Genomic DNA, 16,829 nt, shown 5'->3' on the forward strand with positions numbered 1-16,829 from the left:
CCACGGTAGGCCGGTACATCACTCCTTGCACTGAAATAGACCGCTAAGTCACCCACAGGCTGGCATCACCCCCGGAGACCCCGGATGTGAGCTCCGGCCCCCGGAGGCGCAGGATGGTGGGACCATGGGTCATGCTTTCGGCACAACGGCGAGGTGAGGGGCTAGATGGGCGCGGAGTTCGGCAGCCGGTCCGGCGGACAGGGCAGGATTTCCCAGTGGCTCCGACGGCGCCCCAAGGACACGTCGGCGGATGACCGGGCCCGCGAGGAGCTGCTCCTCGCCGCCGCGGGGGCCGGGCTGCCCCTCGCGCCCGCCGCGCATCCGTCGGGGTACCGATGTTCCTGCGACCGCATCGGCTGCCCCACACCGGCCCGGCACCCCGTCTCCTTCGCCTGGCAGACGCAGTCCACGACCGACCGCGGCCAGATCGAGCGGTGGGCCCGCCACCAGCCCCAGGCCAACTTCATCACCGCGACCGGCATGGTCCACGACGTTCTCGACGTACCGCTGGACGCGGGCCTCGAAGCCCTGGAGCGGCTCCTCGCGGCCGGCATCGAGGTCGGCCCCGTCGCCGAGTCGGGCGGCAGCAACGGACACGGCAGGCTCCTCTTCTTCACCGCGACCCGCGGCACCCCCGAGGACGAGGACGAGTGGTGGCCCTGCGAGCTGGACTGCCACCCCGAGACGATGGACGAACACCCGGGCCTGCGCTGGCACTGCCGGGGTTCCTACGTCCTGGTGCCGCCCGCCCGGCTCCCCGGTGACCTGGAGGTGCGCTGGCTGCGCGGCCCCGAGCACCCGCTGCCCGACCCGCTGACGCTCCTCGCGACACTCACGGACGAGTGCGCAAGGGTCGCGGGAGAGCCCCAACAGGACATCGCGGCCTGGCCGTTGCGGGGCTGACCGGACACCCGGCCAGGCCCTATTCGCCCTTCGCGGCCGTCAGCCCCTGGATGCGGCCCAGGAACGCCACCTTGCCGCCGTCCGCGCCCCGCGCGTTCTTCTGCGGGTCGACGACCACCTGGTTGGAGACCCGCTCCAGCATCAGGCTCTGCCGCACCGTGCCCTTGAGCAGCGCCTTCGCGTCCGCGTCGACCTTCGGGCTCAGGCCCTTGAAGGCGGTCTGCTTCTCGTAGTGGTGCGTGGAGAAGAACATCAGCGCGCCGCCGTCCTCGGTGCGCAGGCCCAGCGGCGCGAACGCGCCGTCGTTCCGCGGCTCGTCGACGTACTGCACGGCGAGACCGGCCCGCTTGCTGTTGCGTTCGCGGAACGCCTTCCAGCGCGTCGTGTGATCGCCGGGCGCGAAGCCGTCGCCGCCCGACTTGAGATACGTCGTGTACTCCTCGCCGAGGTCGGAGGGGGCCATCGCCAGGTCCTTCGCGGTCGGCGCCACCGGCACGGCCCAGCCGTCCCCGTCCTTCTTCAGCTTCGGCATCTTCTGCGGCGAGACCAGGTTCAGATAGGTGGCCCGCCACAGCTGGTCGGGGCCGCTCTTCGTGAACACCCACAGCCAGCGCAGGTCCGAGCGGCGGTTGGCCTTCGTGTCGGCCATGAACCAGCGCGGCCAGCCGGCCTTCTTGGGGATCGAGTACGTGGCGTCGGAGAGTTCGAGCGGTACGTGCCCCGCGTTGCCGTCCGGGTGCTGCACGCGCCGCGACTTCAGGCCGCCCTGATTGATGGCGCCGAGGGGTCCCGTGATGCGGGGGGCGTCGAGCGCCGGGTCGTACGCCTTGTCCGCCGCGTTGTACGCCTTGAGGAAGTCCTTGAGGGCGCGCTCCGCCTCCGGCTCGGTGGCCGTGGGAACGATCTCCCGCTCACCGTGGACGGTCACGCATCCGCTCGCCGCGAGCGCGAGTGCCGTCACCGCCGCCGACGCCATGACGGGCCCGCGGAGACGCCGGGCCCTGCGAACGTTGCTCATCGGAATTCCTTCACCTACCCCTTCCCGGGCCCGAACCTTATCGGGCCCGGGAAGGGGTGCGTGGTGCGGGTCAGATCTCCTGGAGGAGCTGCGCGTTGACCCAGCCGCGCTTGCTGGTGCGGGGCAGGTCGCCGTAGTACCACTGGGTGTTGCGCTTCACCGTGTAGCAGCGGACGTAGACGTTGTCGAACCACTCGAGGCGCTTACGCTTGCTGTAGCTCGTGCCGGGGCCCGAGTACGCGGTGGCGCCCACGTTGATGACCATCATGTTGTGGTTCTTGACGTTCTTGGTGCAGGCGCTGCCGCCGACCGCCGAGGCGGTCGGAGCGGTGATGAGCGAGGCGCCGAGCGCCACGGCGGTCGCCGCGGTCAGCGTGGCAAGGCTCTTCCCGAACCGGGAGTTACGCATGGAGCTTCCCCGTACGTTGATCGGTTGATGAACGCGCCGATCATAGGCACAACCCTTTGCGACTTGACGAGTCCCGATCAACCCTGTTCCGGAACTGTTGCCCTCTCCGGCGTGCCCTTGCGGGGCGTCGACCGCGCGGACCGCGTCGGCGCGAAGAAGAACGCCAGCGTCGGGACGAGGTACAGCAGCCACACCACGACCTGCAGCACCGTCGGGTCGGGCTGGAAGTTGAAGACGCCCTTCAGGAGCGTGCCGTACCAGCTGTCCGGCGGGATCGTCGCGCTGATGTCGAACGCCTTGTCCCCCAGACCGCCGACGAACCGGGCCTCCTGCAGATCGTGCACGCCGTACGCGAGGACGCCCGCGGCCACGACGACCAGCATCGCGCCGGTCCAGGTGAAGAACTTCGCGAGGTTGATGCGGACCGCGCCCCGGTAGAACAGCCAGCCGAGCGCGACCGCGGACAGCAGCCCGAGGACCACGCCGATCAGCGGGGCGTGCGAACCGTCGCTGGACGCCCGTACCGAGGCCCATACGAACAGCGCCGTCTCCAGGCCCTCGCGGCCCACCGCGAGGAACGCCGTCGCCACCAGCGCGGCTGTGCCCATCTGCAGGGCCGCGTCCAGCTTGCCGTGCAGCTCGGCCTTCAAGTGCCGTGCCGTGCGCCGCATCCAGAAGACCATCCACGTCACCAGGCCCACCGCGACGATCGACAGGGAGCCGCCGAGCGCCTCCTGCGCCTCGAACGTCAGCTCCTGCGAGCCGAAGGTGAGCGCGCAGCCGAAGCCGAGCGCGAGCGCCACCGCGACACCGATGCCGGCCCAGATGGGGACGAGCGCGTCCCGCCGCCCGGTCTTCACCAGGTACGCGATGAGGATGCAGACGACCAGACTGGCCTCGAGGCCCTCGCGCAGGCCGATCAGATAGTTGCCGAACATCGGCTCACGCCTCCCCGGTGAACAGGCCCCTGCCCCACCAGTCGTCCGTGCCGCGGACGCCCGGCGGGACCGCGAAGACCGCGGAACCCACGTGCTGGATGTACTCGTTGAGCGCGTCGGAGCGCGACAGACCGCGCTGCACCGGGATGAAGCCCTTGCGGACGTCCCGCTGGTACGCGAGGAAGAACAGACCCGCGTCCAGGCGGCCCAGGCCGTCGGTGCCGTCCGTGAAGGAGTAGCCGCGGCGCAGGATCGTCGCCCCGCCGTTGGTGTCGGGGTGGGCGAGGCGCACGTGCGCGTCCGGCTTCATCGCCTTCAGGAACGGCTCGTCCCGCTCCTTGGCCCTGCCGACCGGTGCGCCCTCGCCCTTGTCGCGGCCGAAGACGTCCTCCTGCTCCTGGAGCGAGGTCCGGTCCCACGTCTCGATGTTCATGCGGATCCGGCGGGCCACCAGATAGGAGCCGCCCGTCATCCACTCCGGGCCGTCCTTCGGACCGACCCACACGTGCCGGTCGAGCGCGGCGGCGTCGGTGCCCGCGATGTTCCGCGTGCCGTCCTTGAAGCCCATCATGTTGCGCGGCGTCTGGGCGTCCGGCGTCGTCGACGAGGTCTTGCCGAAGCCCAGCTGGGACCAGCGCACCGCGACCTTGCCGAAGCCGATGCGGGCGAGGTTGCGGATCGCGTGCACCGCGACCTGCGGGTCGTCCGCGCAGGCCTGCACGCACAGGTCGCCGCCGCTGCGGGCCTTGTCGAGGTTGTCGCCGGGGAACTTGGGGAGGTCGACGAGCGCCTCGGGGCGCCGGTCGCCGAGCCCGAACTTCCCGAACAGGGACGGGCCGAAGCCGATCGTGAGGGTGAGCCGGGACGGCCTGAGACCGAGGGCCTCGCCGGTGTCGTCCGGCGGCGCCTCGGCGAGTCCGCCGTACGCGCCCTCGCCGACCGCGTGGCCCGCGGTCATCCTCGCCGCGGCCTTCGTCCAGTCCTTGAGGAGCTGCACGAACTCCTCCCGGTCGGCCGTCTTCACGTCGAACGCCGCGAAGTGCAGCCGGTCCTGGACGGCGGTGGCGATGCCGGCCTGGTGCGCGCCGTGGAAGGCGACGGCGGCCCCCGGTTCGGCGGCGGGCGCCACGTCGTCGCCGGACCGGGCCATCGCCACGGCGCCGCCCGCCGCGGCCGCGCCGAGCGCGAGCCCGGCACCGCCCCAGCCGAGCACGGAACGCCTCGATGTGGTGGTCTCAGCCATCGTTCTCCCTTGCCGCTACTTGGACTCGGCGACGGCGGCGGCGAGCTTCGACAGCGGCTCGGCCAGCGCGTTGACGCCGTCGTGCAGCTCCTTGCGGTCCGCCTTGCCGACCTTGTCGTACGACGTGAACGCGTAGGAGCCCGCCCCGCCCTCGCGGTGCTTCTCCAGGAGCTTGTCCAGGGCCGCGAACTGCTTGTCGAGCTCCTTGGTGAGCTTCGGGTCGTTCTCGGCGGCGACCGGCTTCAGCAGGTCGTACGACTTGCGGGCGCCCTCGACGTTGGCCTTGAAGTCGACGAGGTCGGTGTGCGAGTAGCGCTCCTCCTCGCCGGTGACCTTGCCGGTGGCGACCTCGTCGAGGAGCTCCTTGGCGCCGTTGGCCATCGAGGTCGGCGTGATCACTGCCTTGCCGACCCGCTTCTGCCAGTCGAGGAGGTCCTTGTCGAGCTGCGTGGCGAGCGCCTTCTCACGCTTGCCGATCTTCTTGTCCTTCCACAGCGCGCGCTCCAGACGGTGCCAGCCCGTCCAGTCCTTCTCCAGGTCCTGGCCCTCTTCGAGGCCGTCCTCGCGCACGTCGACCTTCGGGTCGATGTCACCGAAGGACTCGGCGACCGGCTCGGTGCGCTCCCAGCCGATGCGGGAGGTGGCGTACGCCTTCTTCGCCGCGTCCAGGTCGCCCTTGCGCACGGCGTCGGTGAAGGTCTTCGTGGCGGGCAGCGTCTCGTCGGCCTGCGCCTGCGCGTAGGCGCGGTACTCGGCGACGGCCTTGTCCAGGCGCGGGTCGCGCTTCGCGGTCTTCCCGCCGCCCGTGACGGTGACCTTCTGGCGGATGCCGTCGCCCTTCATGCCGGGCTTGCAGGCGATGTCGTACGAGCCCGCCTTCACCTCGGCGGTCAGCTTCTGCTTGGTGCCGGGGCCGATGTTCTCGCGCTCGCTGACGATGCGGTCGTCGGGGAAGAGGAGGTAGACCTCGGTGACCTTGGAGCCCTTGTTCTCGATGGCCAGCTCGACGTGTCCGGCGGAGAGCTCCTTCTTGGAGACCTCGCACGTGTCGTCGGTGGCGGTCACGCTGACGCTGTTCGCCCCGCCGCTCTTGGCGTCGCTCTTCTCCGTGCAGCCGGTGACGGCGGTCAGGGCGGCCGCGGCGGCGACCGCGGTGACGACGGGGACACGGGCGAATCGCACGGGTCGCATAGGTGGCTCCAAGACGGTTCACGGCGGGCGCCGGCCCCGCCACCGGCGGGCGAGGCGGACCTAACTTAACTGAGCCTTACCTCGGTAATACCCGCCCGTTCCGTGATTCAGCTCTCACGTTCCCTCACCGCTCACGGCCCGGTCACAGCCGCCTGATGGATCACCCATGACCAGGCAAAGCAACGGTCAAGCGGGGGTGTGCGGGCTTCGCAGCGGAGCGACCACGGGGGCGCCGGTGCGCGGATGCGGGAAGACCTCGACGGGCTGCCGGTACACCTCGGAGAGCAGCGCCTCCTCGAATACGTCGCCGGGGGCGCCCTCCGCCGCGACGGTCCCGCCCCGCAGCACCGCGGCCCGGTCCGCGTACGCCGCCGCCAGCCCCAGATCGTGCAGGACCACCACGACCGCGTCACCGGCCGCCGCCCGGTCCCGGCAGATCCGCAGGACCAGTTCCTGGTGGCGCAGGTCGAGGGCGGCGGTCGGCTCGTCGAGGAGCAGCAGCGGGGCGCGCTGGGCGAGGACGCGGGCCAGGGCGACCCGGGCCCGCTCGCCGCCGCTGAGCGCGGAGAAGGGGCGCGCGGCGAACTCCGTGACCTCGGTGGCCGCCATCGCCTCGCGCACGATCCGGTCGTCGTCCGCCCGGCGGGTCCCGGCCCAGGGCGCGCGGCCCATGCGGACGACGTCCTCGACGGGGAAGGGGAAGGAGAGCGCGGCGGACTGCGGCAGCACGGCCCTGCGCAGCGCGAGGTCGGGGGCGGGCCAGTCGGCGGCGGGCCTGCCGCCGACGCGTACGACCCCCTCGGCGGGCGGCAGGTCGGCGGCGAGCGCGGCCAACAGGGTCGACTTCCCCGCTCCGTTGGGCCCGACGAGGGCGAGCACCTCGCCGGCGCGGGCGGCGAGCGACACTCCGCCCGACACCCCGCCGAGCACCTCCCGCCCGCCGAGCCGCATCCGCAGCCCCTCGGCCTCCGCGAGGACGTCACCCGGAGCGGCCTGCGCGGGCAGCGCCCGGTCACGGCCCCCGAGGAGTCTCCTGCCCAACTGCCCGATCATGCCCAACCCCCTTGCCTGCGACGGGTCCTGCGCAGCAGCCAGAAGAAGAACGGGCTGCCGAGGAGCGCGGTCAGCACGCCGAGCGGCAGCTCGGCGGGCGCGGCCACCGTGCGCGCGGCCAGATCGGCCGCGACGAGGACCAGCGCACCGCCGAGCGCGCTCCCGGGCACGAGGAAGCGGTGCCCGGGGCCTGCGGCCATCCTCAGCAGATGGGGGACGAGGAGGCCGACGAAAGTGATGATCCCGGCGACGGACACGGCCGCCGCGGTCAGCAGCGCCACCATGAGGACGAGCACGAGCCGCAGCCGCTCCACGTCCACGCCCAGGTGCCTGGCGGGCCGTTCGCCGAGCGCGAGGAGGTCCAGCTTCCGGGAGTACAGCGGCGCGACGGCGAGACCGAGCAGCGCGCACGGCAGCACGGCGAGGACCTTCGGCCACGTCGCCTGCGCGAGCGAGCCGAGCTGCCAGAACGTGATCTGGCTGATCTGCGCGTTGTCCGCGACGAAGACGCACAGGCCGATGAGGGCGCCCGCGAAGGCGTTCACGGCGATGCCGGTGAGGATCAGCGTGACGACCTCCGTGCGGCCGCCCTCGCGCGACATGGCGTACACGAGCAGGACGGTCGCGAGCCCGGCGACGAACGCGCAGACGGTGACGGTCCAGTTCCCGAAGAAGGAGAAGCCGAGCGCGATGGAGGCGACGGCGCCGACGGCGGCGCCCGACGAGATCCCGATGACGCCGGGTTCGGCGAGCGGATTGCCGAACACGCCCTGCATCAGCGCGCCCGCGCAGCCGAGCGAGGCGCCGACGAGGAGGGCGAGCGCGACGCGCGGCAGCCGTACGTTCCACAGCACGCTCTCGCCGACCCGGTCGAGCGCGGACCCGCCGAGCCCCGTGCGGTGCCGCACGGAGGAGACGACGTCGCCGAGCGGGATGTCGTACGCGCCGATGCCGGCGGAGAGCAGACACAGGACGACGAGGGCGGCGACGAGGCCGACGGTCAGCGGGAGCGCGGCGCCGCGGCGGGGACGGGGGAATTCCCGCGCGGTGGGGGGAGTGGTCCTCCGGGTGCCGGGTTTGGTCAGCAGGCTCATGCGGAGCCGCCCGGGTACAACTGCTTCACCAGGGACTCGAGGACCCGGTCGGTCCGCGGCCCGTAGTTGAGGAGCACGCCGTCGTCGACGGAGACGACGCGACGGTCCAGGCCCGCGGGGGTCTCGGCGACGCCCGGCACCTTCAGAAGTCCCTCGACGCCGCCCACCGAGTCAAGGCCCTTCGTCATCACGAGGATCGCGTCCGGCGCGGCCTTGGCGAGCGCCTCACTGGTGATCGCGGTGAAGTCCTTCTTCAGCCCGGACTCCCTGCCCGCGTCGACGGCGCCGGCCGCCTCCAGGAGCGAACTCGCCCCGGACTCTCGTCCGCCCAGGAGGTACACGGAGGCGGAGCCGCGCAGGTAGAGGAAGGCGACCCGCGGCTTCTTCCCGCGGGTCCCGGCGGGGATGTCCGCGCGGACCGCGTCGATCCGCCGCTCGGTGCGCGCGGTCAGCGCGGCGCCGGCCTTCTCGACGCCCAGGGCCTTCGCCACCGCCTCGATGCGCGGACTCACGTCGTCGAGACCCTTCGCCGGGTCGAACACGACGAGGGGGATGCCCGCGTCGCGGATCTGGTCGACGGCCTCGGCGGGTCCGGTGGTGGAGTCGGCGAGGACGACGGTCGGTTCGAGCGAGAGCACGCTCTCCGCCGAGACGTCGTGCGCACGCGTCACCACCGGCAGCTTCTCCGCCTGCTCGAAGGTGGCGGTGATGTCGCGGGCGACGACGTTCTTGCCGAGGCCCAGGGTGAAGACGATCTCGTTCAGGCTGCCGGTGAGCGGCACGATGCGGCTGGTGTCCTTGACCGTCACCCGGCGGCCGTCGGCGGAGGTGACGGTGGCCGGGAGTTCGGCCTTCGGCCGGTTTCCGAGCGGTTCCACCCGATCAGGCGCGGTGGCCGCGGCACCCGCCTTCGGTGTCCGCCCGCCGCCGTCGTCCGACGTCCCGCACCCGGTCAGGCCGAGCGCGAGCACGGCGGCCCATGCGCCGGCGATACGGAGTGAGCGCGCCCTACGCACCGAAGTCCACCGTCCTGTCGCGTGGTTGAAGGTCTGCCCCCGGGCCGGTTCCGGTCGCGGGTCCTGTCGGGTCCGGCCGGATTCCGGTTGCGGTCTTCCAGTCCGGAGTGATCGCAGTTTAGGTTAGCCTTACCTAATTAGCTAGGCCCTGTCAGACCTGGAGGAGCCCCCATGCCGTCGTCCGGACAGGCGCGCGCCATCGGCCGCGCGGGAACCGTGGCGGCGCTCGCCGCACTGGCCGGAGCCCTGCTCCCGGCGGCCGCCGCACACGCCGACGACCGCACGGTCCGGGGCGGCCGGCTCGACTGGGGCATCAAGTCCTCCTTCCAGAGCTACGTCACCGGGCCCATCGCCCAAGGCGGTTCGACGCTCCGAGGGGGCGCCGCCACGGTCGGCGGCAGCCAGTTCCGCTTCCACTCGGCGAAGGGCGCGTACGACCCGGACAGCGGGGCGTTCAGCGCCGGGTTCTCGGGCGGGGTGCGCTTCACCGGGCACAAGAAGGGCGGCTCGTACGCGCTCGACCTCACGATCAGCCGCCCCACCGTGAAGGTCTCCGGCGGCTCCGGCACGCTCTACGCCGACATGGTGAGCAAGGAGAAGGGCACCGGCAAGGTCACCTCGACCCCGCAGGTGCCGCTCGCCGCGCTCGACGTCTCCGGCATCGGCATGAAGGGCGGCACGGGGCCGATCGCCCTCAACAACCTCCCCGCCACGCTCACGTCACAGGGCGCCAAGGCGTTCGCCGGGTACTACACGGCGGGCACCGCACTCGACCCGGTCAGCCTGTCGACGGACCTCGTCGCGACGTCCGCGCCCAGGACCGGACCCGAGAAGGAGAAGAAGAAGGCGAAAGCGGGGCGCATCCAGAACGCCGCCGTCGACTGGGGCGTGCGCCGAACCTTCCGCGAGTACGTCACCGGACCCATCGCCAAGGGCGAGTGGAAACTGTCCGCCGGTGCCCAGGACGGCGGCGCGCTCTTCCGCTTCCCGCGGGGCGAGGGCACGTACGACGAGAAGAAGCACACCCTCGCCGCGGACTTCGCCGGATCGGTGCGCTTCACCGGCGCGCACGGCCTCGACCTGACGCTTGCCGGGATCGCCGTCGAGGTGAAGGACGGCAAGGGCACGCTGTCGGCGGACGTCGACAGCAAGGGCGACCGCGGCACCACCCTGAAGGACGCCCCACTGATCACCTTCCCGGCGGCGGAGAAGGAGTTGCAGCCGCAGGACGGCCTCGTCTCCCTCGCCGAGGTGCCGTCGAAGCTCACCGCCGAGGGCGCCGAGGCCTTCGGCGGCATGTACAAGGAGGGATCCGCGATGGACCCCCTCTCGCTCGCCGTCGCCCTCGACCCGGAGGCGAGGCTCCCCGCGCTGCCCGACCTCGGCTCGTCCGCGGCACCGGAACCGGCGCCGGAGAACCACGCGCGGCCGAAGACCGAGAACGCCGCGAAGTCCGCCGACTCCTCGTCGAACGCCGTGCCCATCGGCGTCGGCGCGGGCGTCGCCGTACTGCTCGCCGCGGCGGTCGCTCTCGGGGTCGTACGCAAGAGGCGGGCGGCAGCCGGAACGGGCACGCCCCCCGCCGACGCACCCTGACCCGCCGACTCCCCCCTCTCCTCCTCTCCCCCCTCACTCCCCCTCCCAAGGAGAAGCCTGATCATGGCCGCCACCCGACGTCCCATGACCCTCGCGGCAGCCGTCGCGACCGCCGTCGCGCTCGGCGCGAGCGTTCTGACGCTGCCCGCGCTCGCCGCCGAAAACGGTGGCGGCGCCAAGAAGCCCGCCCCGCCGAAGCTGGAGCTGAAGGACGGCACGCTCCAATGGGGTGTGAAGCAGTCCTTCCGCTCGTACGTCATGGGCATGGCCCACGGCAAGATCGAGGCCAAGGGCGGTGCCACGCAGGCCACGGACAACGGGGTGTTCACGTTCTCCGGCGGCAAGGGGACGTACGACACCGGCACCCACGCCGTCGACACCGCCTTCAAGGGCAGCGTCCGCTTCACGTCCACGCTCCACAAGTTCGACATCAGCATCGCCGACGTCAAGGTCCGCACGAAGGGGAGGACCGGCGCCATCCGCGCCGACGTGACGCTCAACGGCGCCGTGCAGAACGACATCGATTTCGCTCAGCTCGACCTGAGCGCGGTCGGCTCCGGGCGGGGCGGGGGCGAAGGCGGCGCGATGGTCTTCAAGGACATACCGGCGACGCTCACCGAGAAGGGCGCCAAGGCGTTCAACGGCATGTACGAGAAGGGGGAGAAGCTGGACCCGGCCACGCTCACGGTGACGCCGGGCGCGCCCCTGCCGCCCGAGGAGCCCACCGTGCCCGCCGAACCGACGAAGCCCGCCGAAACGCCCAAGCGTCCCAAGCACCCGAAGCCCCCCGAGCGCCCCGAGGCCACCGAGTCGCGGCAGCCGGCGGACGCACGGCCCCAGGTCTCCAAGGCCGCCGCACCGGCCGGCGTCGTCGACGGCTCCCTGTCCTGGGGGCTGAAGGAGTCCTTCCGTAAGTACATCTCCACCGGTGGCGAGGCCACCGTCGCGGGCGGCGCGAAGAAGATCTCCAGCGGATACCGGTTCCCCTACGCCAAGGCGGACCTGGACTCCGACGCGAAGAAGATCGACGCCTCCTTCGGCGGCAGCGTCCGCTTCACGTACAAGGCACACGGCATCGACATGAAGTTCAGCGACCTCAAGGTGCGGGCGAACGGCGCCAAGGGCACGCTGCTCGCCGACGTCACCACGCCCAAGGGCACCAACAACGACGTGAAGTTCGCCGCGCTCGACCTCTCCGGGGTCTCGTACAAGCCCAAGAACGACGTCGTGCACCTCGACAAGGTGCCCGCGACCCTCACGGCGGCGGGCGCCGAACAGTTCGCCAACGACACGACCGGCTCCCCGTACAAGCCGGGCGAGAAGCTCGACCCGGTGACGGTCGCCCTCTCCGTGAGGGCGGGCGCCACCCTTCCGCAGTCCGGCGGCGAGACCGGTGCCGGAGAGGTGGGCGGCACGGGCACGACGGGATCCGGCTCGGTCGGCGGCGGGAACACGGTCGGCGGCACGGGCACGCTCGCGGCCACCGGCGCCTCCGTCCCCTCGGCGGCGCTGCTCGGCGCGGCGGGCCTGGCGCTGGCGGCGGGCGCGGGCGCGGTGGTCGTGGCGCGACGGCGACGGGGTCCCGAAGCGGCGTGATGCGACGCCCGGGTGACAATGCCCGGATGACTGAACCACTCGACGTAGTACGCGTCTTCTGCGGGCCCGACGGTCGGCACGGCAACGAACTCGGTGTCGTGCGCGACGGGGCCCGCGTCCCTGCCCGCGAGGACCGCCAGGCTCTGGCGCGGAAATGCGGCTTCAGCGAGACGGTCTTCGTCGACGACCCGGAACGCGGCGCCATCGACATCTACACGCCCACCCTGCGACTGCCCTTCGCGGGCCACCCCTGCGTCGGCACGGCGTGGCTCCTCGACGTACCGGAACTGATCACGCCCGCGGGGGTGGTGACGGCACGTCAGGACGGTGAGTTCACGTGGATCACGGCTCGCGCGCAGTGGGCGCCGCCGAGGACGCTGCGGCGGTACGGGACGGCGGCGGACCTCGACGCGCTCGACGTACCGCCGCCGGGGGAGTGGGTCTACGCCTGGGCGTGGCAGGACGAGGCCGCGGGGCGCGTGCGCGCACGGGCGTTTCCCGGCCGGGACGACGGCATCGACGAGGACGAGGCGACGGGCGCGGCGGCGCTCCTGCTCACGCACGAACTGGGCCGCGCCCTCAACATCACGCAGGGCCGCGGCTCACAACTCCTGACGGCGCCGGCCCCCGGGGACGCGATCGAGGTGGGCGGCAGGGTGAAGTTCAGCTCCTCCGGCGTGTGAGGAGCGGGGGGCCCGGGGGCAGAGCCCCCGAGTCGTCCGCCCCGTCAGGCGGTCAGCGGGAACTCCGCCCCGAGCTCACGGAACACCGCCGTATTCAAAGCGAAAGCGCGCTTGCACTCGTCGACGATCCGCTTCTTCTCCAGGTCGTCCGTGACCACCGCGTCGATCCCGTCGAGCAGCTCGCGGTAACTCCGCTTGAACGCGGCCGGGTTGGGGATGCCCTCGAAGACGTAGAACCGCACGCCGTCGCCCTTGCGGGCGAAGCCCCAGGTCTGTTCGGCCTTGCCGCGGATGATCTGGCCGCCGGAGAGGTCGCCCAGGTAGCGGGTGTAGTGGTGCGCGACGTAACCGCCGGGCCAGGTGCGGGCGCACTCCTCGACCCGGGCCGCGTACGCCTCCGTGGCGGGCAGCGGGGCGAGGCCCGTGCGCCAGTCCGCGCCCCGCAGGTGTGCGAGGTCCCGCTCCAGCTCGCCGACACGGGCCAGCTCGGGCCGTACGAACGGCCCCGCGACGGGGTCCTCGCGCAGCGCCTGCGCGCCGTCCTCCAGGGCGCGGTACACGAACCACAGCTGCTCCGTGTACCGCGTGTACGCGTCGACGCCGAGCCTGCCGCCGAGGAGGTCGCTCATGAAGGACGAGGTCTCCGCCTCGGTGTGCTGCTCGTGGGACGCGGTGCGGATGACCGTCGAGAAGGGCGTGACCATGCGGAGCCTCCAGGGAGGGGTGAGGGCTGGCGGGATGGCGGGAACCGGTGCGCCCTCTGCAGATCATCCAAGTTAGGCTTACCTAAGTCAACTGGTTCCCGACATCCTGTCGGTAAAAACGCTACCCGCGTACGGCCCTCGGAACCTCCTGGAAAAGAATCTTCCTCAGGGCAGCGTGAGGATCTCCGCCCCCGTGTCCGTCACCACCAGCGTGTGCTCGAACTGGGCGGTCCGCTTCCTGTCCTTGGTGACGACGGTCCAGCCGTCCTCCCACATGTCGTACTCGTGCGTGCCGAGCGTCAGCATCGGCTCGATCGTGAACGTCATGCCGGGCTGGATGACCGTCGTGGCGTGCGGGCTGTCGTAGTGCGGGACGATCAGGCCGGAGTGGAAGGACGTGTTGATGCCGTGGCCGGTGAAGTCGCGCACCACGCCGTAGCCGAAGCGCTTGGCGTACGACTCGATGACCCGGCCGATGATGTTGATCTGGCGGCCGGGCTTGACCGCCTTGATGGCGCGGTTGAGGGATTCCCTGGTCCGCTCGACGAGCAGCTTCGACTCGTCGTCGACGTCGCCCACGAGGTACGTGGCGTTGTTGTCGCCGTGCACGCCGCCGATGTAGGCCGTCACGTCGAGGTTGATGATGTCGCCGTCGTTCAGGACGGTCGAGTCCGGGATCCCGTGGCAGATGACCTCGTTGACCGAGCTGCACAGCGACTTCGGGAAGCCGCGGTAGCCGAGCGTGGAGGGGTAGGCCCCGTGGTCGCACATGTACTCGTGCGCGACGCGGTCCAGCTCATCGGTGGTCACGCCCGGCGCGATGTGCTTCGCGGCCTCTTCCATGGCGCGGGCGGCGATGCGGCCCGCGGTACGCATCAGCTCGATGGTCTCGGGGGTCTGCACCTCGGGTCCCGAGTACGGGGTCGGCGCGGGTTTCCCCACGTACTCCGGGCGCCTGATGCTGCCGGGGACGGAACGGTGGGGAGAGAGCTCCCCCGGGACGAGCAGTGACTGGCCAGACATGCCAGCGAGTCTAGCCAGCCGTCGTGGGGCAGCATGGTCTCGGAGAGCGGTACCCGATCGGGGACGGAAGGAGCGGGGCATGGCGCTGTTCAAGAAGCGGACAGTCGGCAAGCCGGGCGAGTGGTTCTACTGCCTGGAGCACCAGAAGGTCGAGGAGGGCCCTGACTGCCCCGGCAAGGACCGCATGGGCCCCTACGGCTCGCGCGAGGCGGCGCAGCACGCCATGCGGACCGCCGAGGAGCGCAACCTGGAGTGGGAGAACGACCCCAGGTGGCACGACAGGACGGCGCGGGGCGAGGACGAGTAGGGCCGAGCGCCGGGACGAGGGCGAGCAGGAGGACCCGGCCGTCAGGGCGAGGTCCGGACGGGGGCGGCGTCAGGGTCCTTGAGCGCCGCCGCCCTCTCCACGTCCCGCTCCCGCCGCCGCTTCGCGTCCGGGTCCGTCGTCGCGTCGTACGAGACGAGCTTCGGCAGCACCGCCGCCAGGACGCCGACCGAGGCCAGGCAGGCCAGGCCGCCCGACCAGATCGCGGGCCGTGTGCCGGTCCAGCCGGCCGCCGTGCCCGCGCGGACCTGGCCGAGCTGCGGGCCGACGCTGTACGACAGGACCTCGATCCCGGCGAGCCGCCCGCGCAGCTCGTCCGGGATGGTCTGGTTCCAGATCGTGGAGCGCCCGAGCCCGCTCGCCATGTCCCCGGCGCCCGCGAACGCGAGGCAGACGAGCACCAGCCAGATGTTCGAGAGCCAGCCGGCCGCGGTGATCGCGAGACCCCAGCCCGCCGCCCCGAACACGACGAGCAGCCCGTGCCGCCGCACCCGCGACGTCCATCCGCTGGTGAGGCTGAACACGAGGGAGCCGACCGCCCCGGCCGCGTACATCAGACCGAGCGCCCACTCCGCGTCCAGGTCGTCCGCGAGGAACGGGAAGATCGTGTTCGGGAAGGCGAAGAACATCGCCGCCATGTCGATCGCGTACGTGCCGAGCAGCACCGGCCGCGACCACGCGTACCGCGCGCCCTCCGCGAGCCCCTTCAGCGACGGCTTCTCCGCGTCGTGCGCGGCGGGCGCGGGGGAGAGCCGGGTGCACAGCGCGACGGAGAGCACGAAGCAGACGGCCGTGACCCCGTACGCCGAGGCGTGGCCCGCGTACGCGACGACGATGCCCGCGAGGGAGGGCGCCGCGATGGCGCCCACGTTCCACCGCAGCGAGTTCAGCGCGGCGGCCGCCGTCAGCTGGTCGTGCGGCACGATCCGCGCCATCAGGGAGTCGAGTGCGGGCCGCTGCAGTCCGGCGAGCGCGGAGACACCGGCCGCCACGACGTAGAGCGGCCACAGCAGCGGTTCGGGCAGCAGCGCGTTCACCAGGAGGACGACGGCGAGGAGTCCGAGTCCGGCCTCGGTCAGGAGGATCACCCTGCGCCGGTCCACGGCGTCGGCGAGCGCCCCGCCGTACAGCCCGAAGACGATCAGCGGCACCAGCTCGACCGCGCCCATCGCGCCGACCGCGATCGGTGAGTCCGTCAGCTCCTTGATCTGGAGCGGCAGGGCGACCAGGGCCATGAAACTGCCGAACGTCGTGACGAGTCCCTGCACCCACAGCAACCGGAAGTCACGGGTGGATCGCCAGGGCGAGAGATCGGGCAGTATCGCGGAGAGAGGCACGAAGAGTCATGCTCTGCGCAAACCGGTGCGGTGAGCAACTGAATTCCGCTCCCGCCGCGGTCACCACCGCGTCGGCGGCGGTGACGTCAGCTGGTCGGCGAGCCGGGAGAGACGGTCGCGCAGCCGTCTGCGGCCCCGTGCCTCGGGCAGCGCGTTCTCGCCGGCCGCCGCGCTCACCAGGTGCTGGACCGTGTCGAGGTCGAGCTCCGGCGTCTCGGGCACGGCGAGCACCTCGTGCGAGAGCGCGGCCAGGTCCCGGTCGCCCGAGTCGAGCGCGAGCACCGTCGCACCGGCCCGCCGCGCGTCGTGCACCCGCGTCAGCAGCTCCGTGCCCGGCGCGTCCGGCGCCACGACGAGCAGCGTCTCGCCGCGCCGGGCCGCCTCGATGCGGCCGAGCCCCGTCGACAGGTGCGCCGGGTCCGTGGCGAGCACCCGGTGCCGCACGAGCGTCGGGGTCAGCTCCGGCGTGCCCGACCAGGCCGCCTCGTCGACGAGGTGCGCGGCCAGGTGCCACGGCTCGTACGCCGCCGTGCCCACGAGCAGCAGCCCCCCGCCGTGCGGCACGACAGAGGTCCGCAGCGTCCCCGCGAAGCGGCGGGTGGCGACCGGCCACTCGGTTCCGGCGAGCACTTCGCGCAACAGCGCGACCCGTACGGCGTCCATGGCGTCGCATCCTCCAGCAACAGGTCACTCGTCACCG

The 16,829-nt window shown here is 71.9% G+C and carries 17 protein-coding genes; 5 read left to right on the forward strand and 12 right to left on the reverse strand.

Going from position 1 to position 16,829, the window contains the following annotated elements:
- The first annotated feature begins 165 nt into the window (after positions 1-165).
- Complete coding sequence (locus AC07DO_RS04095; RefSeq protein ID WP_479056889.1) at positions 166-903, forward strand: bifunctional DNA primase/polymerase; 738 nt, start codon at positions 166-168, stop codon at positions 901-903.
- A 19-nt stretch (positions 904-922) separates the two neighbouring features.
- Here the strand turns inward: AC07DO_RS04095 and AC07DO_RS04100 are convergent, their stop codons facing one another.
- The 8 genes from AC07DO_RS04100 to AC07DO_RS04135 form a co-directional block, all read right to left on the reverse strand.
- Positions 923-1,921 carry an SCO2278 family lipoprotein gene (locus tag AC07DO_RS04100; RefSeq protein ID WP_479056890.1) on the reverse strand — a complete coding sequence of 333 codons (999 nt, stop codon included), beginning with the start codon at positions 1,919-1,921 and terminating at the stop codon, positions 923-925.
- 70 nt (positions 1,922-1,991) lie between these two features.
- Positions 1,992-2,330, reverse strand: a complete 339-nt coding sequence (locus AC07DO_RS04105) for a hypothetical protein (protein WP_479056892.1) — start codon at positions 2,328-2,330, stop codon at positions 1,992-1,994.
- Positions 2,331-2,407: 77 nt separating this feature from the next.
- Entirely contained in the window at positions 2,408-3,268 is an 861-nt protein-coding gene (gene efeU / locus AC07DO_RS04110) for an iron uptake transporter permease EfeU (RefSeq protein ID WP_479056894.1), read from the reverse strand.
- 4 nt (positions 3,269-3,272) lie between these two features.
- Complete coding sequence (efeB, locus tag AC07DO_RS04115; protein WP_479056895.1) at positions 3,273-4,511, reverse strand: iron uptake transporter deferrochelatase/peroxidase subunit; 1,239 nt, start codon at positions 4,509-4,511, stop codon at positions 3,273-3,275.
- 15 nt (positions 4,512-4,526) lie between these two features.
- On the reverse strand, positions 4,527-5,702 hold the full coding sequence (gene efeO, locus AC07DO_RS04120) for an iron uptake system protein EfeO (protein ID WP_479056896.1): 1,176 nt from the start codon (positions 5,700-5,702) through the stop codon (positions 4,527-4,529).
- A gap of 186 nt (positions 5,703-5,888) precedes the next feature.
- A complete protein-coding gene (locus tag AC07DO_RS04125) occupies positions 5,889-6,755 on the reverse strand; it encodes a heme ABC transporter ATP-binding protein (RefSeq protein WP_479056898.1) in 867 nt (288 codons plus the stop codon).
- Positions 6,752-7,849: a FecCD family ABC transporter permease gene (locus AC07DO_RS04130; RefSeq protein ID WP_479056899.1), complete on the reverse strand. Its 1,098-nt coding sequence runs from the start codon at positions 7,847-7,849 to the stop codon at positions 6,752-6,754. Before AC07DO_RS04130 ends, AC07DO_RS04125 begins: the two co-directional genes overlap by 4 nt.
- Complete coding sequence (locus AC07DO_RS04135; protein ID WP_479056901.1) at positions 7,846-8,865, reverse strand: heme/hemin ABC transporter substrate-binding protein; 1,020 nt, start codon at positions 8,863-8,865, stop codon at positions 7,846-7,848. Before AC07DO_RS04135 ends, AC07DO_RS04130 begins: the two co-directional genes overlap by 4 nt.
- A 171-nt stretch (positions 8,866-9,036) precedes the next feature.
- Between AC07DO_RS04135 and AC07DO_RS04140 the strand changes: the two genes are divergently transcribed.
- The 3 genes from AC07DO_RS04140 (at position 9,037) to AC07DO_RS04150 (ending at position 12,740) form a co-directional block, all read left to right on the forward strand.
- Positions 9,037-10,461, forward strand: coding sequence for an HtaA domain-containing protein (locus AC07DO_RS04140; RefSeq protein ID WP_479056903.1), 1,425 nt, complete (start codon positions 9,037-9,039; stop codon positions 10,459-10,461).
- Between the two features lie 63 nt (positions 10,462-10,524).
- Positions 10,525-12,057 carry an HtaA domain-containing protein gene (locus tag AC07DO_RS04145; protein WP_479056904.1) on the forward strand — a complete coding sequence of 511 codons (1,533 nt, stop codon included), beginning with the start codon at positions 10,525-10,527 and terminating at the stop codon, positions 12,055-12,057.
- 26 nt (positions 12,058-12,083) lie between these two features.
- Positions 12,084-12,740, forward strand: coding sequence for a PhzF family phenazine biosynthesis protein (locus AC07DO_RS04150; RefSeq protein WP_479056905.1), 657 nt, complete (start codon positions 12,084-12,086; stop codon positions 12,738-12,740).
- A 44-nt stretch (positions 12,741-12,784) separates the two neighbouring features.
- On the opposite strand, the gene AC07DO_RS04155 is transcribed toward AC07DO_RS04150, so the two are convergent.
- Together AC07DO_RS04155 and map are read right to left on the reverse strand one after the other, a co-directional pair.
- Positions 12,785-13,444: a biliverdin-producing heme oxygenase gene (locus AC07DO_RS04155; protein ID WP_479056907.1), complete on the reverse strand. Its 660-nt coding sequence runs from the start codon at positions 13,442-13,444 to the stop codon at positions 12,785-12,787.
- Positions 13,445-13,609: 165 nt separating this feature from the next.
- The gene (gene map / locus AC07DO_RS04160; RefSeq protein ID WP_268770890.1) at positions 13,610-14,467 is read right to left on the reverse strand and encodes a type I methionyl aminopeptidase; all 858 of its coding nucleotides are present in this window, start codon (positions 14,465-14,467) and stop codon (positions 13,610-13,612) included.
- Between the two features lie 79 nt (positions 14,468-14,546).
- Here map and AC07DO_RS04165 point away from each other — a divergent pair, with 79 nt between their 5' ends.
- The gene (locus AC07DO_RS04165; RefSeq protein ID WP_479056909.1) at positions 14,547-14,774 is read left to right on the forward strand and encodes a hypothetical protein; all 228 of its coding nucleotides are present in this window, start codon (positions 14,547-14,549) and stop codon (positions 14,772-14,774) included.
- Between the two features lie 41 nt (positions 14,775-14,815).
- Here the strand turns inward: AC07DO_RS04165 and AC07DO_RS04170 are convergent, their stop codons facing one another.
- Complete coding sequence (locus tag AC07DO_RS04170) at positions 14,816-16,129, reverse strand: MFS transporter (RefSeq protein WP_479056911.1); 1,314 nt, start codon at positions 16,127-16,129, stop codon at positions 14,816-14,818.
- Between the two features lie 60 nt (positions 16,130-16,189).
- Positions 16,190-16,792, reverse strand: coding sequence for a hypothetical protein (locus tag AC07DO_RS04175; RefSeq protein WP_479056912.1), 603 nt, complete (start codon positions 16,790-16,792; stop codon positions 16,190-16,192).
- Positions 16,793-16,829: the final 37 nt, after the last annotated feature.

It is taken from the genome of Streptomyces sp. NPDC045678 (genome assembly GCF_056432085.1).

Coding starts and splice junctions, on each gene's coding strand:
- AC07DO_RS04095 (WP_479056889.1), top strand. CDS start 166: ATGGGCGCGGAGTTCGGCAGCCGGTCCGGCGGACAGGGCAGGATTTCC.
- AC07DO_RS04100 (WP_479056890.1), bottom strand. CDS start 1,921: ATGAGCAACGTTCGCAGGGCCCGGCGTCTCCGCGGGCCCGTCATGGCG.
- AC07DO_RS04105 (WP_479056892.1), bottom strand. CDS start 2,330: ATGCGTAACTCCCGGTTCGGGAAGAGCCTTGCCACGCTGACCGCGGCG.
- efeU (WP_479056894.1), bottom strand. CDS start 3,268: ATGTTCGGCAACTATCTGATCGGCCTGCGCGAGGGCCTCGAGGCCAGT.
- efeB (WP_479056895.1), bottom strand. CDS start 4,511: ATGGCTGAGACCACCACATCGAGGCGTTCCGTGCTCGGCTGGGGCGGT.
- efeO (WP_479056896.1), bottom strand. CDS start 5,702: ATGCGACCCGTGCGATTCGCCCGTGTCCCCGTCGTCACCGCGGTCGCC.
- AC07DO_RS04125 (WP_479056898.1), bottom strand. CDS start 6,755: ATGATCGGGCAGTTGGGCAGGAGACTCCTCGGGGGCCGTGACCGGGCG.
- AC07DO_RS04130 (WP_479056899.1), bottom strand. CDS start 7,849: ATGAGCCTGCTGACCAAACCCGGCACCCGGAGGACCACTCCCCCCACC.
- AC07DO_RS04140 (WP_479056903.1), top strand. CDS start 9,037: ATGCCGTCGTCCGGACAGGCGCGCGCCATCGGCCGCGCGGGAACCGTG.
- AC07DO_RS04145 (WP_479056904.1), top strand. CDS start 10,525: ATGGCCGCCACCCGACGTCCCATGACCCTCGCGGCAGCCGTCGCGACC.
- AC07DO_RS04150 (WP_479056905.1), top strand. CDS start 12,084: ATGACTGAACCACTCGACGTAGTACGCGTCTTCTGCGGGCCCGACGGT.
- AC07DO_RS04155 (WP_479056907.1), bottom strand. CDS start 13,444: ATGGTCACGCCCTTCTCGACGGTCATCCGCACCGCGTCCCACGAGCAG.
- map (WP_268770890.1), bottom strand. CDS start 14,467: ATGTCTGGCCAGTCACTGCTCGTCCCGGGGGAGCTCTCTCCCCACCGT.
- AC07DO_RS04165 (WP_479056909.1), top strand. CDS start 14,547: ATGGCGCTGTTCAAGAAGCGGACAGTCGGCAAGCCGGGCGAGTGGTTC.
- AC07DO_RS04175 (WP_479056912.1), bottom strand. CDS start 16,792: ATGGACGCCGTACGGGTCGCGCTGTTGCGCGAAGTGCTCGCCGGAACC.